The following is a 15,977-nucleotide window of genomic DNA, read 5'->3' as shown; positions in this document are numbered from 1 at the left end:
GGCTCAAACAGGCGACACGCTCCCGGTGGCCGGGGCGTCGAAGCCGTAACGGTGGAAGACCGCCCTCGCCTCGGCAGATCGCAGGTGGCTGAGGAACGCCGCAGCCTCGGCCGGGGCGGTACGCGTCAGGGCGGCCGGGTAGAGGATCCGGGGCTGTTCCGACAGCGGCGGCGAGAGCACGACGCGGACCTGACCGGCCCCGACGACATCGCTGGCATAGACGATACCGAGGGGGGCCTCTCCTCGCGCGACGAAGGCCCGCACGGCCCGAACATCCGCTGCCAGCACCAGCCGCTCACGAACCGAGTCCCACCGCCCGGTCTGCTGCAGCCAGGTCCTGGCATAGGCCCCGGCGGGAACGCTGTCGGGGTCGCCAATGGCCAAGCGTCCGTCGGTGCGGGCCATCCAGTCGAAGGGGTCGCCCTGGATCGCGGCATCGGCGGCCGCGATCACCACCAGCCGGTTGCCGACCAGATCGACCCGGGTCTCGGGCACGACCCGCCCGCGCTCGATCAGCCGATCCATCCAGATCGCATCCGCCAGGACCACGATATCGGCCGGTGCCCCGGCCTCGACCTGTCGCGCCACGGCACCGCTGCCCGCGAACGACGACCTTACGGCCACGCCGGTCGCGGCCTGCCATGCGGACCCGATTTCCGTGATGGCCTCGGCCAGGGACGCCGCAGCAAAGAGCGCGACCACGCGCGGCACAGACGGCGCAGAGCCACACCCGGACACGCCCAGCAGGGTAACCACCAGGGCCGCGCGCCGTGTCGGCCGCCATGCTGCAAAGTCTTGCGCCATCCGCTCTCCTGCGCGCCGGTTAGCACAGATCGGGATGCGGGAAAGGCGCGCCTGACCCTATGTCGCAGCCCACATGCCGCGCGCCTTCAGGAAGTCGTCGTGCATGGGCATGCGCGCGACCGTATCGCGCCAACCCTTCGCGATCTGGCCAAAGCCCGCCTGGACCTGATCCAGGGCCTGAAAGTCATAGAGCGGGTTGCGCCCGACCGGGACGACGCCCTGCCCGTACATGACCGCCATCCATGAGCCCTGGCTGAAATACTCGTCGGCCCCCGACTGATACAACAGACCCCGATCGCGAAAGGCCTCGACCCGCTGGCGCAAGGTGTCGGGGATGGGCATGGCTGCGGCGTGCCGCCAGAACGGCGTGTCGTCCCTTTGGGTCGCGTGATAATGCAGGATGACGAAGTCGCGGATCAACTCGACCTCGGCCCCCAGACGGCGATTGTAGGCCTCGATATTGACCGGGCTGAACCGGCTGTCGGGGAAATGCTGCAACAGCCGATAGATGCCCGACTGGACCATGTGGATGCTGGTCGACTCCAGCGGCTCGATGAACCCGCTCGACAGGCCCAAGGCCACGACGTTCTTCGCCCAGAACGCCATCCTGCGTCCCGTCGTGAACCGCAGAGGCCGGGGCTCGGCCAAGGCCGGGCCGTCCAGATTATCGAGCAGCACCTGACGCGCTGTGTCGTCATCGACGTAATCGTTGCAATAGACGTGACCGTTTCCCGTGCGGTGCTGAAGCGCGATCCGCCACTGCCAACCGGCGTCACGCGCCGTCGATCGCGTGAAGGGCGTCGTCGGCGACACCCGCTCGCACGGCACGGCCCAGGCCCGGTTCATCGGCAGCCAGTGCGACCAGTCCTCGAAGCCGCTCTTCAGTGCGCCCTCGATCAACAGGCCGCGAAAACCGGTGCAGTCGATGAACAGGTCGGCGGTCAGCTCGCGCCCGTCCTTGAGCCGTACCCGATCGACGAACCCGTCCTCCGGCCTCTGCATCACCTCGACGATCTCGCCTTCCAGCCGTTCGACGCCCCGCCCTTCGCAGACCTTTCTCAGGTATCGCGCATAGAGGCCGGCGTCGAAATGATAGGCGGTGAACAGGGCGCTCAGGGGCGAGCGGGGGTCCGGATCACGCAATCCCGCCCTGCCCGCCTTCATGGCCTGGGCGCACAGGGAATAGGCCTCGATGTCGTCGGCGATCCGGCCCTTGGCCCTCAGCGCCAGGAAGGATTGCTGGAACTCCGCCAGCGTCGGGCCGGGGCCGAAGGTGCCGAAGGGATGCAGATAGGTCTTGCCCTTGATGCCCCAGTCGACGAACTCGATGCCCAGTTTCAGCGTCGCTTGAGTCTCGCGCATGAACTCGGCCTCGTCGAGGTCGATCAGGGCGTTGAAGTCGCGGATCGGCGGCACGGTCGCCTCCCCCACTCCGACGATGCCGATGTCGTCGCTCTCGACCAGCGACACCTTGCAGTGCGGCCCCAGCGACCGGTTCAGGGCGGCGGCCGCCATCCATCCGGCGGTCCCCCCACCGACGATGAGGATCGACTTGATCGGTTCGGCCATGCCTTGCGTTTCCTCAATACGCGGGCCCGTGTTTCCCGGGCTCCGCCTAGACCCTAGCAGCTTGCGCTGCGGCAAAGAAAACGCCGCTCGTCGGGATCGACGAGCGGCGCAAGGTTCAGTCGGCGGGACAGGGGGGGGAGCGCCCGCCGCTGTGGTCTCAGTATTTGAAGCTGACGCCGAACAGGAAGGTCCGGCCGTAGCGCTGGAAGTCGATCGTGCGGCGCTCGTCACCGTTCTCGAAGGTCTTGAACGGCTCGTCGGTCAGGTTGTTGACCTGGGCCAGGACCGACAGGTTCTCCAGTGGGCCCGACTGGAACTCATAGCCGATCTGGGCGTCGATGATGTTCTCGGCGGCGACCGAACGCAGGGTCCGGCCGTTACCGAAGCCGGCAACCTCACCCAGGAAGTCCGACCGATAGCGGTTGGACACCCGCGCCTGGAAGCCGTTCGCCTCATAGTAGACCGTGACGTTGGCGACCGTTTCCGACAGACCCGGCAGGGCCGTCGGGGCCTGGGTCGGGTCAGGCTGGATCTCGCTGTCCGTCTGGGAAACGCTGAACTGGCCACCGAAGCCTTCCAGCATCGGCGAGATGATCTCGAACGGCACGGACAGGGCAAACTCGACACCCTGGACCCAACCGCCGGAGCCGTTGTCGGGCGCGCTGACCAGACCGGTCCGCAGGGCGGGCTCGGGGCTGGTGCCGATCGGATAGCCGGTGAAGTCGAACAGCTGGTTGCGCGTGTAAACGAACGATTCCAGATGCTTGTAGAAGGCCGCGACCGAAACGTAACCGCGACGGTTGGCGAAATACTTCTCGTACGAAACGTCGAAGACATCGGCGATGTAGGGCTTCAGCTCGGGGTTACCGCCGCCACCGCCCCAGGGCGAGTTGTTGATGTCGGTCGAGGTCCGCTTGGACAGGTCGTAGCCGAAGTTCCGCGAGGCCCGCATGTCGTCCATCCGGGGCCGCGCCAGGGTGCGGGCCAGGGCAAAGCGCAGGAACTGGTTTTCACCGACCTCAAGGATGAAGTTGGAGCTCGGCAGGATCTCCAGATACTTCGCGCCGCCCTCGACGGCGACCGAAACGCGAGACGCGCCGTTGCCGCTGGCCGAGAAGCCGGACGAGCTCTGGTCGGTCATCACAGCCTGGACGCCGACGTTGCCGGTCAGGGGAATGCCGAACAGGTTATGGTCGATGTTGGCCTTGATGTAGCTGGTCGAGACCGTCTCGTTGACGGCCCAGTTGCCGGCCAGAACATCGGCGTTCGGGTTGCGGACAACATTGTAGAAGCCGCTGTTCACCAGACCCAGGGCGTCATAGCTGATTACCGAGGAAATCCCCAGGTAACCCAGGTTGGTCGGAGCCAGCAGGAAAGCCGTCGGCACCGCCACGGTCGCGCCACCGGGCACGCCAAGGAAGAACTGGTCGTTGACGAACTCCTTGTCGCGTTCGGAGTAGTTGAACCCGAAATCGATGGAGCTGAACGGCGATTGATGCAGTTCACGGCGGCCGCTGACGCGGATGGCCTTCAGTTCGTCATTGACGGTCGGGGTGTTGAAATAGCCGTCCTGGCCGCCCGGGATCACGTCGCCGCCCCACCCTTGCGGGCTCGTCAGGCGGATCAGGTTGGGATCGGCGTAGTTCAGGCGGCTGGAGAAAGTCGGGACGCCGTCGTTGTCGATCGTGAACCCGAGGGTATCCAGAGTGCCCGTCACGTCGCGGCCCGTGCCGGAATAGGTCTCCAGGATGATGTCGCTGCGTTCAACCTTGGAATAGTTGAGGTCCAGAGCGAAGCCCCAGTCGTCCGACGCCTGGAACTTCGTGTTCCAGCCCAGCGAGGTGATCGTGCTGTCGCGGGTGTTGACGTCGTTGCGGACCACGCCCTTCACGTTCGAGAACGAGCCGGCCGTAACGAAGCCGTCCTCCGTCGTGGTCGTGGTCAGAACCGGACCCGGACGGCAGGTCGCCGTCTGGACCTGCGGCGTACCGCACGTGCCCGACGATCCACCCCAGGCCAGCGGGAACTCGATGCCGCGCAGGATCTGGGTGTTCTGGAACTCGGAGTAGAAGGCGTCGATGGTCGAGGAGAAGCGATCGTTCGGACGCCATTCCAGGGTACCGGCGAAGCCGTCCCGCTCCAGCTCGCTGGACATGACGTAGGGCTTGGTCCCGCCGATCACCAGCGAGGTCGGGGTGGCGTTGGGATAGCCCCAGGCGTTGAAGCGCTCGGACTGATAGGGGCTGGTGATGTGGGCATAGCCGATGGCGACGCCGATCGTGTCGTCGGCGAACTGATCGATGTAGGACAGGCTGTAGCGGGTGCCGGTGTCGGTCGTGCCGGCGTTCAGCGCGCCGATGTCGTTCATCTCGTAGCGGACGTTGCCGGCGATGGTGCGACGGCCATAGGCCAGCGGGCGGATGGTCTGAAGATCGACCGTCCCGGCCAGACCCTGACCCACCAGGGCGCTGTCAGGGGTCTTGTAGACGGTCACGCCGCCCAGAAGTTCCGAAGGATACTGGTCGAACTCGACGCCGCGGTTGTCGCCGGTGGTGACCTGTTCACGGCCGTTCAGCAGGGCGGTGGTGAAGTCGGGGCCCAGGCCGCGGATCGAGATCAGCTGACCGCGACCGTCCAGGCGCTGGACCGTCAGACCGGGCAGACGGGCAAGTGATTCGGCGATCGAGACGTCCGGCAGCTTGCCGATGTCCTCGGCCGTGATGACCTCGACGATCGAGGTGTTGCGGGCCTTGGCGGCGATCGAGTTGGCGATCGAGGCGCGGATGCCGGTGACGACGATCTCGTCGACCTGGGTCGCGTCCTCGTCCTGTGTGGTCTGGGCGTAGGTGGGGCCGGCAAGCGCCAGCAGCAGGCCTGCGCCGACGGCGGCGCCGGTCATCAGACGCGAACGCGTGGTGAAACGATTGGTCATTGTCATCTCCCTGGGGCTGTCCGCGTTTCTGACGCTGCCGATCAAGCCTTCGCAAAAATATGCAAAGAATGACGGTTCTTGCAAGCCCGTAATGATCGGGGCGTGAAAAAGGCGCTTCTGCCGCAGCGTAACACGCACTTTCCACGCCCATATTGCGGCGCAACACGGCGATCCATGCCGAATCTTGCCGCTCCGGAAACGGTTGACAGCGGCAATCTGTTTTGCAAAATCTTGCAAAGATGCTGGGTGGACGATGTATCCCCCACACGCTTTTGAGGGACGGATGGATCATCTGACGTCAAGAACCCGGTACAGGAATGCAGCCGCCGGTCTGCTGGGTGCCCTGGCGTGCATGATCGTGCCGACCACCGGCGCGGCCCAGGCGCCGACCGACTTCCGCGCGCGCCTGCCGCAGGACGAGGTGATCTACTTCCTGCTGCCCGACCGGTTCGAGAACGGCGACCGATCCAACGACACCGGGGGGATCGCGGGCGGCAAGCTCCAGCACGGCTTCGACCCGACCGACGAGGGCTTCTATCACGGCGGTGATCTGGCCGGACTGACCGCGCGTCTGGACTATATCCAGGGCCTGGGCGCCACCGCCGTCTGGCTGGCACCGGTGTTCAGGAACAAGCCGGTCCAGGGCGAACCCGGCCGCGAGTTCTCGGGCGCGCACGGCTACTGGATCACCGACTTTACGACCGTCGATCCCCACTTCGGCACCGACGCGGAGTTCAAGGCCTTCGTCGATGCCGCCCATGCGCGCGGCATGAAGGTCTATATGGACATCATCGCCAACCACACGGCGGACGTGATCCGTTACCGCGAATGCCCGGCCAACGACTGCGCCTATCGCAGCCGCGCCGACTATCCGTACTCACGGCAAGGCGGGATCGAGGGTGCGGCGATCAACGCCGGGTTCGACGGCACGAATTTCGAGCGGCTGACCCGACCCGACTACGCCTACACCCCCTATGTGCCCGAGGCCGAGGCGACGGTGAAGGTTCCGGCCTGGCTGAACGACCCGATCTATTACCACAACCGTGGCGACACGACCTTCAAGGGCGAGAGCTCGCTGGACGGCGATTTCGCAGGACTCGACGATCTCTACACCGAGAACCCGCGCGTGGTTCAGGGGATGATCGAGATCTATGGCGACTGGATCGACCGCTACGGCATCGACGGCTTCCGCATCGACACCGCCCGCCACGTGAACTCCGAGTTCTGGCAGGCCTTTGTTCCCGCCATGCTGGAGCGCGCCCGCGCGAAGGGCATCCCCAACTTCCACATCTTCGGCGAGGTCTATGACCACGACCCGGGCATCCTGGCGCGGTTCACCCAGGTGGATCGCTATCCAGCCGTGCTCGACTTCGCCTTCCAGACCACCGCCACCGATGTCGCCAACGGGGTCAAGGGGACCGACGCCCTGGCCAAACTCTATATGGCCGACGCCCTCTATGCCGGGGGCGAGGCCGGGGCGATGCAGTTGCCGACCTTCCTCGGCAACCACGACATGGGCCGGATCGGCGGCTTCATCGCCAAGGCCCATCCGGACGCTTCGGCCGACGAACTGCTGGCCCGCACGACCCTGGCCCACGCCCTGATGATGTTCGGCCGGGGCGTGCCGACGATCTATTACGGCGACGAACAGGGCTTTGCTGGCATCGGCGGGTACGGTGCCGCGCGCGCGGACATGTTCCCGAGCGAGGTTGCCGACTATGCGACCCACCCCCGGATCGGCGGTGCTGGCGAATCCTTCTCGACACAGGCACCGATGTATCGCCGCCTCGCCGAGATGGCCCGCATCCGCGCGGCCTCCCCGGCCCTGCGCCGGGGTCGCCAGATCGTGCGCGCGACGAGCGAGACGCCCGGCCTGTTCGCCGTGTCGCGCGTCATCGACGGCGAACCCGGTGAGACCCTGATCATCTACAACTCGGCGACCACGCCGATCACCGTCAATATCGAGGTCGCGACCGCGTCACAGGACTGGAGCAGCCTGCGCGGGTCCTGCCCCGCCGCATCGGCACCCGGATCGATCCGGGTTACCGTTCCCGCCCTCGACTACATGATTTGCGTATCGAAAGACCCTGCGTGACCGTCCAGACCCTGAGCCATCCCGAAACCACGACCGAAACCGCGACCGAATGGTGGCGGGGAGCGGTGCTGTATCAGGTCTATCCGCGCAGCTTCGCCGACAGCAATGACGATGGGATCGGCGACCTGCCGGGCATCACGGCCCATCTGGATCATATCGCATCCCTTGGCGTCGATGGCGTCTGGCTGTCGCCCTTCTTCACCTCGCCGATGAAGGATTTCGGCTATGACGTCGCCGACTATACCGACGTCGATCCGATCTTCGGGACCCTGGCCGATTTCGACGCCCTGGTGACGCGCGCCCACGAACTGGGGCTCAAGGTCATCATCGACCAGGTCTATTCCCACACTTCAGACCTGCACGCCTGGTTCCAGGAAAGCCGCCAGAACAGGATCAATCCCAAGGCCGACTGGTACGTCTGGGCCGACGCCAAGCCGGACGGCTCCCCGCCCTCGAACTGGCAGTCGGTGTTTGGTGGTCCCGCCTGGACCTGGGACGCGCGCCGTCACCAGTACTACATGCACAACTTCCTGAAGGAGCAGCCGCAGCTCAATGTGGCCAATCCCGAGGTGCAGGATGCCCTGATCGACGCGATGCGGTTCTGGCTGGACCGGGGGGTGGACGGGTTCCGTCTGGATGCCATCAACTTCGCCATCCATGACCCGAAGCTGACCGACAATCCGCCCCTGACCTCGAACGGCAAGCGGACCCGACCTTTCGACTTCCAGGACAAGATCCACAACCAGTCCCAGCCGGGCATCCCGGTCTTCCTCGGCCGCCTGCGCGCCCTGGCCGACAGCTATGCCGGCGACCGGTTCCTGGTGGCAGAGGTCGGTGGCGACCGTGCCAATGCGGAAATGAAGCAGTATACCCAGGGCGACCGCCTGCTTCATTCCGCCTACGGATTTCTTTATCTGTATGCGGATCATCTGGACGCTGAGCTGGTCCAGAAGGGCCCCGCGATGTGGCCGGGCATGGATGGCGAGGGCTGGCCATCGTGGACCTTCTCCAACCATGACGCGCCGCGCGCCATCTCGCGCTGGTCCGAAGGTCGCGACGAAAAGGCCTTCGCCGAGATGGCGATGCTGCTGCTGATGTCCCTGCGCGGCAACGTCTTCGTCTATCAGGGCGAGGAACTGGGCCTGCCCCAGGCCCATGTGCCGTTCGACCGCCTCGTCGACCCCGAGGCCATCACCAACTGGCCCGAAACTCTGGGTCGCGACGGCGCCCGCACCCCGATCCCCTGGAAGGCCGACGCCGTCCAGGCGGGCTTCTCATCCGTCGAACCTTGGCTGCCGATCGACCCGCGGCACTATCCGCTGGCTGTGGATGCGCAGGAGGCCGATCCGAGCTCGATCCTGCATTTCAGCCGCCGTTTGATCGGGTTGCGGCGCCGCTATGGCGCCCTGCGGACGGGTACGATGAGGATGGTTCAGGCCGGACCGCTGCTGGCTTTCGAGCGGGATGAAGGGGACGAGACCATGTTGTGCGTCTTCAACCTGGGGCATTCGGCGGAGGCGTGGGTGATGCCGGTCGGCTGGACTGTCGTGGAGGCGGTGAATGTGACCGACCCGTTGTCGGATTCCCTGCCGCCGCTCGCCGGCCTGCTGTTGGCGAAGGATACGTGAATTCCACCGGTGACATTCCTTCTCCCCTTGCGGGAGAAGGTGGCTCGCGGAGCGAGACGGATGAGGGGTCACGCGAACCTATCCAGCCGTCGTTGACACACTCACTATTGCCGACCGTGCGACCCCTCATCCGTCAGCCTTCGGCTGCCACCTTCTCCCGCAAGGGGAGAAGGATTTTATCCCCCGCAGGTCTCCCGGACGATCAGGTCCGTCGGGATGCGTTCGGACCGGCCGGCGCGATCGCCTGTGGAATCCAGCAGCTTGGACACCATCAATCGACCGGCCTTCATCGTGTCCTGAGCTATCGTGGACAGGGCCGGGCGGCTGTAGCGGCTGAAGGGGACATTATCGAAACCGATCACGGACACATCGCCGGGCACGGTCTTGCCGTGGTGCAGCAGGGACCGCACGGCCCCGAGCGCGATCAGGTCGGACGCCGCGACGATGCCGTCGAAATCCAGGCCGCGCGCCAGCATCGAATCCACCGAGGCCTCGGCCGACTCGACCTCGAAATGGGCGGGCACGACCAGGTCGGGATCGAGCGCCAGCCCCGCGTTTTCCAGCGCCTCCGCATAGCCGCGTTGCCGCTGCATGGCCTCGGGCGGATCCAAATCGCCCAGGAAGACGATGCGCTTGCGGCCCAGACGCGCCAGGTGCGACGTCGCCCTGCGCCCGCCGTTGATGTTGTCGGATCCAACCGAGCAATAGTTCTGGTCCGGCAGTTCGGCGCCCCAGACCACGAACCGGCTCTCGGTCTCGGCCATCCGGTTGAAGGCGCCGTGCAGGGTGCTCTGGCCCAGGAAGATCACGCCGTCGGCGCGGCTCGTGGTCATGGCCACCGACAGGTCGTCCAGGTTCGCCGGGGAGACGTGGCTCATGACCAGGTCGCAGCCCCGCTCGCGCGCAGCCTCGCCGACCCCTGCCAGCAGTTCCAGGAAGAAGGGATCGCTCAACCGCCCTTCCCGCCCCTGCGGGCGCGGCGTTACCAGGGCGATCGTGCCCTGGGCCCCGATCGGGCCGGCCGGCATGTAGCGCCGGAACGGATAGTCATGCTCGCGCGCCAGCTTCCAGATCGCCTGTTTGGTGCGGTCGTTCACGGCGGGACTGTCGTTCAGGGCGCGCGACGCCGTGGCGATCGACACACCGGCCAGCCGGGCCAGGTCTTCCAGACGGGTCGTCTTGCGGCTCAAGGATCGCGGGCTCCGACAGCGGTGTCTGCAAATTTTTCTGCAAATCTTGCTTACTCATGCGACGCCTCGGCCTCGCTTGGCAAGACCCTGTAATCAAGGAAGCGTCGCCATGATGAAACGCCGTCAATTTCTGGCCCTCTCGGCCGCCGCTGCGGGCACATCGGCCCTGATCTCAGGCCCCGTGCGGGCCCAGACCCCGGCGACCCGGGCCAGCGCCTCCTCCCCCGGCGGCGTCCTGACCGTCCAGGCCTTCACAGATAACGACGGCCGTCCGATGTATGCCACCAGCCGTCAGGGTCGGCCGGTGGTCGAGGACTCCCGGCTCGGCTTCCTGCTGACCGACGCGGTGGCGCTGGAGCGCGGCATGGCCATGACGGCATCGCAGCCGATGACCTTCGACGACACCTGGGAGCAGCCCTGGGGCGAGCGCCGGTTCATCCGCAATCACTACACCGAATGGCGGGTCGCCTTCGCCGAGACCGGGGTGCTAGGTCGCCGCGTGGATGTGGTCTTCCGCCTGTACGACGACGGCCTGGGTTTCCGTTACGAATTCCCCGAACAGGCAGGACTGAAGACCGTTCGCATCGGTTCGGAGCTGACCGAGTTCAACCTGACGGAAAACGGCACGGCCTGGTGGATCCCGGCCTGGGAATGGAACCGCGAGGAATATCTCTACAACCGCTCGTCCATCGACGCGGTCGGCAGCGCCCAGACCCCGATGACGGTCAAGGGCACCTCCGGCCTGCACGTCTCGATCCACGAAGCGGCCTGCGTCGACTATGCAGGCATGAACCTGCGTCGCTCGGAGGGCACGAAGTTCCGTGCCGCCCTGACCCCCGGCCTGACCAACGCGGCGGTGGTGCGCGAGGCGCCGTTCAACACGCCCTGGCGTACCTTGCAGGTTTCGGACACGGCCGCAGGCCTGGTCGAATCCAGCCTGATCCTGAACCTCAACGAGCCCAACAAACTGGGGGATGTCTCGTGGTTCAAGCCGATGAAATACCTCGGCGTCTGGTGGGAAATGCACCTGGAACTCAAGAGCTGGAACGCCGGTCTCAAGCACGGGGCGACCACCGTGAACGCCATCAAGCACATCGATTTCGCCGCCGAGCACGGCTTCGGCGGAGTGCTGGTCGAGGGCTGGAACGTCGGCTGGGACGGCAACTGGTTCGGCAACGGCTCGGACTTCAGCTTCACGCAAACCTATCCCGATTTCGACATCGAGGCGGTGACGGCGCACGGCCGGGCCAAGGGGGTCGAACTGATCGGTCACCACGAGACTGGCGGCAACGCCTTCCACTACGAGCAACAGATGGAGGCCGGCTTTGCTCTCTACGAGCGGCTGGGGATGCATTCGGTAAAAACCGGCTATGTCGCTGACGCGGGCGGGGCCCGTGTCGCGGGACCGGACGGCACGCCGGTCATGGCCTGGAACGAGAGCCAGGCCATGAGCCAGCATCACCTGCGCGTCGCCGAGGCCGCCGCCCGTCACAAGGTCGCCGTCAACGCCCACGAACCGTTCAAGGACACGGGCCTGCGCCGCACCTATCCCAACATGATCAGCCGCGAAGGCGCGCGGGGCATGGAGTTCAGCGCCTGGGGCCAGCCCGGCAATCCGCCCGAGCATGAGGCGAACCTGGTCTTCACCCGCCTGCTGGCCGGTCCGATGGACTATACGCCCGGCATCTTCGGCATGGAGACGCGCAGCCCCGGCGGCGTCCAGACGACCTGGGCCAAGCAACTGGCCCTCTATGTCGTCATCTACAGCCCGATCCAGATGGCCGCCGACCTGCTGATCCACTACGAGGCCAACCCAGGCCCGTTCCAGTTCATCAAGGACGTGCCCGTCGACTGGGCTGAGACCCGCGTGCTGAACGGCGAGGTCGGCGACTATGTCACCATCGCGAGGAAGGACCGGGCCTCAGACGTCTGGGCCCTGGGTTCCGTCACCGACGAACACCCGCGCGTCCTGACCGCCCCGCTCGACTTCCTCGATGACGGCCGCCGCTACCGCGCCGAGATCTACCGTGACGGCCCCGACGCCGACTACAAGACCAAGCGCGAATCTATCGTCATCGAGCAGCGCGAGGTCACCTCGGCCGACGTCCTGACCCTGGCCCTTGCCCCCGGCGGCGGTCAGGCGATCCGCTTCGTGCCTTTGGGACGGGCCCGCCGCGCATGACCCTCCAGGCTTCGATCCTGTCCGTCCGACCCCGGCTGTCCCCCGCCGCCATCGTCAACATGTGCGTCGGGTTTTTCGGCATCCAGATCGGATTCGGCCTCCAGAACGTCAACACCAGCCGCATCTTCCAGACCCTGGGGGCCGAGGTCGACAGCCTGGCCATCCTGTGGATCGCCGCGCCGATGACGGGCCTGCTGGTCCAGCCGCTGATCGGCCATCTCAGCGACAAGACCTGGGGTCGGCTGGGGCGGCGCAGACCCTATTTCCTGTTCGGTGCCATCCTGACCACGATCGCCCTGATCGCCATGCCGAACTCGCCCAGCCTGTGGTTCGCCGCCCTGATGCTGTGGGTCATGGACGCCGCGATCAACATCACCATGGAGCCGTTCCGCGCCTTCGTCGGCGACAATCTGAACGAGGACCAGCGGACCGCCGGCTATGCGATGCAGAGCGTCTTCATCGGCGCGGGTGCGGTCTTCGCCTCGGTCCTGCCCTGGGTGCTGTCGAACGTGTTCGACGTCGCCTCGGTCGCGCCAGCGGGCGTTGTGCCCGACAGCGTCCGCATCGCCTTCTATGTCGGGGCGGGGTCATTGCTGGCCGCCGTCCTGTGGACCGTGGTCACCACTCGCGAATACAGCCCCGAGCAACTCGCTGCCTTCGACCGCGCCGCCACGACCACGTCGCAGGCCGACGCCGAGGCCCCGGCCCGCTCGATCCGCGCCTATCTGATCGGCGGCCTGATCTGGCTGGCGGTCGGCGCGATCGGGTTCGCAGGCGTCGCCATTTCCGGGATCGAGAAGGAGCTCTACGTCCTGTTCGGCGGTCTGGCCGTCTTCGGTCTGCTCCAGATCGCGGTCGGGCTGATGCACCGGGCCCGGACCTCGAACGGCCTGTCGGAGATCGTCGACGACATCTTCCGCATGCCCGCCACCATGCGCGACCTGGCCATCGTCCAGTTCTTCAGCTGGTTCGCCCTGTTCGCCATGTGGATCTACACCACGCCCGCCGTCACCGCCGTCCACTATGGCGCAGCGTCGCCGACCTCGACCAGCTATGGCGAGGGGGCGGACTGGGTCGGCGTCCTGATGGGGGTCTATAACGGGGTCGCGGCGCTGGCGGCCTTCATGATCCCGGTCCTGGCCAAGCGGATCGGCCGACGCGGGGCCCATGCCCTGAACCTGGCGCTCGGCGGTCTCGGCCTGATCGGCATCTTCCTGGTCCGCGATCCGGCCCTGCTGTGGCTGCCGATGATCGGGGTCGGCTTCGCCTGGGCCTCGATCGTGTCCATGCCCTACGCCATCCTGTCCGGCGCGGTGCCGTCCAGAAAGATGGGCGTCTATATGGGCATCTTCAACATCTTCATCGTGGTGCCACAGCTGGTCGCCGCCACCCTGCTGGGCCTGATCCTCAAGAGTGTGTTCGACGGCCAGGCCATCTGGGCCCTGGTTATCGGCGGCGTCAGCTTCTTCATCGCCGCGCTCGCGGCACTGCGGGTCAAGGAAGCGGTGCGCGCCTGATGTCGGTGGACCGTCGCACCCTGATCGGCCTTCTCGCCGCCCTGCCCTTCGCGGGCACGGCTCGGGCCGACATCCCGACTGCCGGTCGTCTGGTCGAGCACCCCGACATGGCCTCGGCCCATGCGGCGACCCGCAACGTCACCGTCTGGCTCCCCCCCGGCTATGACGCGACCGACGCCCGCTATCCGGTCCTCTACATGCACGACGGCCAGAACCTGTTCGACGCGTCGAAAGCCGCCTTCGGCGAATGGGGCGTGGACGAGCATCTGGCGCGGCTGGGGCAGACGGGACAGGTCCGCCTGCCCATCGTCGTCGGGGTCTGGAACACGCCGCGGCGCCTGCGCGAATACGTCCCCGCCGACCTGATCGCCGCCCTGCCTGCCGAGGTCCGCGACAGCCTGCTGACGATGTACGGCGGCGCGCCCCTGTCCGACGGCTATCTGAGGTTCCTCGTCGGCGACCTGAAGCCGATGATCGACGCGACCTATCGCACCCTGTCCGGCCGCGACGACACCTTGATTGCCGGATCCAGCATGGGCGGGCTGATCTCGCTCCATGCGATGATGAAATACCCCGCAGTGTTCGGTTCGGCCGGATGCCTGTCCACCCACTGGCCGCTGCGGCTCGAGCGGCTGGAGGGCGACGCCCTGGAGCGGTGGCGCGAGACGGTCGTCGATGCCTGGTCCCGCGTCATCGCCGCCGGCCTGCCGGACCCTGCGACCCACCGCCTGTATTTCGATCGCGGCGACGAGACGCTGGATCAGTTCTACGCCTTCTTCCAGAGCCGCATCGACGCGGTGGTCCGCGCCGCCGGCTGGGGCCCCGACCGGTTCCGCACCCTCGTCTTCCCCGGTGCCGAGCATAACGAAAAGAGCTGGAACAGCCGGCTCGACGCCCCCCTGACCTTCCTGCTGCCCCCCTCCTGATGTTCGCGAGTATCCCGATGACCCTGTCCCGCCGCCTCGCCGCCTCCGCCGCCGTCTGCGCCCTGCTCGCCACCGGAGCCTGCGCCTCGATGGGCGAAGAGGCCTTTCTCATGCCGGACGTCGCCCCTCCCCTCGGCAGCGCCGTCGCTCCGGGCGCGCCGGGTGTCGCCCCGACCTGGTCCAGTGCCGCCAAACAGGGCGCAGGCGCGTCGTACGAAGCCTATGTCGGCGGCCAGTATCGCGACGGCGGTACGACCGGCAACGTCTCGCGCGTCTGGTTCTCCATCGCCGACGGCATCCTGACCGAGACCATGTATGGCCTGATCCACGAGGCGCAGATCAAGTCGATGCGCTTCGCCGTCATGACCGAGACCGGGCTTTCCGTCGAAGGGACCGACACGACCTCGCAGGTGTCCTACACTCATGCGGACGCCGAGGGGCGGCCCCTGTCCCCGGCCTATTCCGTCGTCACGACCGACAAGCAGGGCCGGTTCGAGATCACAAAGACGATCTACACCGACCCCGACAACCAGACCCTGATCGTCCGCGCCGAGTTCCGCGCCCTGAAAGGCCGCATCACCCCCTATGCCCTGCTCGAGCCGCACATGGCTAACACCGGGGTCGGTGACAGGGGTTCGGTCGGAACGCTGAAGGCGCCGCGCTACGACGACGCGACCGGTCCCTACGGCGTGCTGCGGGCGTCAGAAGGCGACGTCCATCTGGCCGCCGTGACCTATGAGCCGTTCGTCGCCGCCAGCGTTGGCTTCGTCGGCGCTTCGGACGGTCTGACAGATCTCGCGGACGGACGGCTGGACCACGCCTACCAAAGTACGGGCAATGCCACCGGCAACATCATGCTGACGGGCGGGCTGCCCTCTATCGAGCAAGGGTCCGTCGGTTCTCGGACCTTCGCCATCGGCTTCGGCGCAACGGAGCAGGCGGCCGCCGCCGCCGCCATCGCCAGCTACCGGACCGGATTCGACAATGTGCTGGCAAACTACAATGGTCAGGGCGACCGCGTCGGCTGGCAGGACTGGCTCGGCACCCTGAGCGAACTGCCCCGCATGGCTGAACAATCGACCGACGGCGGTAAGCTGGCCTATGCCTCGGCCCTGATGCTCAAGGTACAGGAGG

The 15,977-nt window shown here is 66.4% G+C and carries 9 protein-coding genes and 1 pseudogene; 6 read left to right on the top strand and 4 right to left on the bottom strand.

Annotation, left to right across the window (positions count from 1 at the left end; translation table 11 throughout):
* Window positions 1-3: 3 nt before the first annotated feature.
* The 3 genes from modA to ACILQR_RS02605 all read right to left on the bottom strand — a co-directional run bounded on the left by modA (window position 4) and on the right by ACILQR_RS02605 (window position 5,305).
* Window positions 4-804, bottom strand: coding sequence for a molybdate ABC transporter substrate-binding protein (modA, locus tag ACILQR_RS02615; protein ID WP_395649956.1), 801 nt, complete (start codon window positions 802-804; stop codon window positions 4-6).
* Window positions 805-861: 57 nt separating this feature from the next.
* The gene (locus tag ACILQR_RS02610; RefSeq protein WP_395649955.1) at window positions 862-2,373 is read right to left on the bottom strand and encodes a tryptophan halogenase family protein; all 1,512 of its coding nucleotides are present in this window, start codon (window positions 2,371-2,373) and stop codon (window positions 862-864) included.
* Between the two features lie 157 nt (window positions 2,374-2,530).
* Window positions 2,531-5,305, bottom strand: a complete 2,775-nt coding sequence (locus ACILQR_RS02605; protein ID WP_395649954.1) for a TonB-dependent receptor — start codon at window positions 5,303-5,305, stop codon at window positions 2,531-2,533.
* 283 nt (window positions 5,306-5,588) lie between these two features.
* Between ACILQR_RS02605 and ACILQR_RS02600 the strand changes: the two genes are divergently transcribed.
* Together ACILQR_RS02600 and ACILQR_RS02595 are read left to right on the top strand one after the other, a co-directional pair.
* A complete protein-coding gene (locus ACILQR_RS02600; RefSeq protein WP_395649953.1) occupies window positions 5,589-7,400 on the top strand; it encodes an alpha-amylase family glycosyl hydrolase in 1,812 nt (603 codons plus the stop codon).
* Window positions 7,397-9,028 carry an alpha-glucosidase gene (locus ACILQR_RS02595; protein ID WP_395649952.1) on the top strand — a complete coding sequence of 544 codons (1,632 nt, stop codon included), beginning with the start codon at window positions 7,397-7,399 and terminating at the stop codon, window positions 9,026-9,028. The genes ACILQR_RS02600 and ACILQR_RS02595 overlap by 4 nt, the downstream gene beginning before the upstream one ends.
* A gap of 176 nt (window positions 9,029-9,204) precedes the next feature.
* On the opposite strand, the gene ACILQR_RS02590 is transcribed toward ACILQR_RS02595, so the two are convergent.
* Window positions 9,205-10,263: a LacI family DNA-binding transcriptional regulator gene (locus ACILQR_RS02590; RefSeq protein WP_292151906.1), complete on the bottom strand. Its 1,059-nt coding sequence runs from the start codon at window positions 10,261-10,263 to the stop codon at window positions 9,205-9,207.
* Between the two features lie 64 nt (window positions 10,264-10,327).
* Here ACILQR_RS02590 and ACILQR_RS02585 point away from each other — a divergent pair, with 64 nt between their 5' ends.
* From ACILQR_RS02585 to ACILQR_RS02570, 4 genes and pseudogenes are all read left to right on the top strand, one after another.
* Entirely contained in the window at window positions 10,328-12,400 is a 2,073-nt protein-coding gene (locus ACILQR_RS02585; protein ID WP_395649951.1) for a glycoside hydrolase family 97 catalytic domain-containing protein, read from the top strand.
* On the top strand, window positions 12,397-13,917 hold the full coding sequence (locus tag ACILQR_RS02580) for an MFS transporter (protein WP_395649950.1): 1,521 nt from the start codon (window positions 12,397-12,399) through the stop codon (window positions 13,915-13,917). The genes ACILQR_RS02585 and ACILQR_RS02580 overlap by 4 nt, the downstream gene beginning before the upstream one ends.
* The gene (locus ACILQR_RS02575) at window positions 13,917-14,843 is read left to right on the top strand and encodes an alpha/beta hydrolase (RefSeq protein ID WP_395649949.1); all 927 of its coding nucleotides are present in this window, start codon (window positions 13,917-13,919) and stop codon (window positions 14,841-14,843) included. The genes ACILQR_RS02580 and ACILQR_RS02575 overlap by 1 nt, the downstream gene beginning before the upstream one ends.
* A gap of 17 nt (window positions 14,844-14,860) precedes the next feature.
* A pseudogene (locus ACILQR_RS02570) lies at window positions 14,861-15,977 on the top strand (glucan 1,4-alpha-glucosidase); the annotation flags it as partial.

It is taken from the genome of Brevundimonas sp. (assembly GCF_044239655.1).
In the GTDB taxonomy this organism is placed as follows: domain Bacteria; phylum Pseudomonadota; class Alphaproteobacteria; order Caulobacterales; family Caulobacteraceae; genus Brevundimonas.
Note: the sequence above shows the minus strand (reverse complement) of the source record. Positions and strands in the feature narration are given on the sequence as shown.

Coding starts and splice junctions, on each gene's coding strand:
- ACILQR_RS02605 (WP_395649954.1), bottom strand. CDS start 5,305: ATGACCAATCGTTTCACCACGCGTTCGCGTCTGATGACCGGCGCCGCC.
- ACILQR_RS02585 (WP_395649951.1), top strand. CDS start 10,328: ATGATGAAACGCCGTCAATTTCTGGCCCTCTCGGCCGCCGCTGCGGGC.
- ACILQR_RS02580 (WP_395649950.1), top strand. CDS start 12,397: ATGACCCTCCAGGCTTCGATCCTGTCCGTCCGACCCCGGCTGTCCCCC.
- modA (WP_395649956.1), bottom strand. CDS start 804: ATGGCGCAAGACTTTGCAGCATGGCGGCCGACACGGCGCGCGGCCCTG.
- ACILQR_RS02600 (WP_395649953.1), top strand. CDS start 5,589: ATGGATCATCTGACGTCAAGAACCCGGTACAGGAATGCAGCCGCCGGT.
- ACILQR_RS02610 (WP_395649955.1), bottom strand. CDS start 2,373: ATGGCCGAACCGATCAAGTCGATCCTCATCGTCGGTGGGGGGACCGCC.
- ACILQR_RS02575 (WP_395649949.1), top strand. CDS start 13,917: ATGTCGGTGGACCGTCGCACCCTGATCGGCCTTCTCGCCGCCCTGCCC.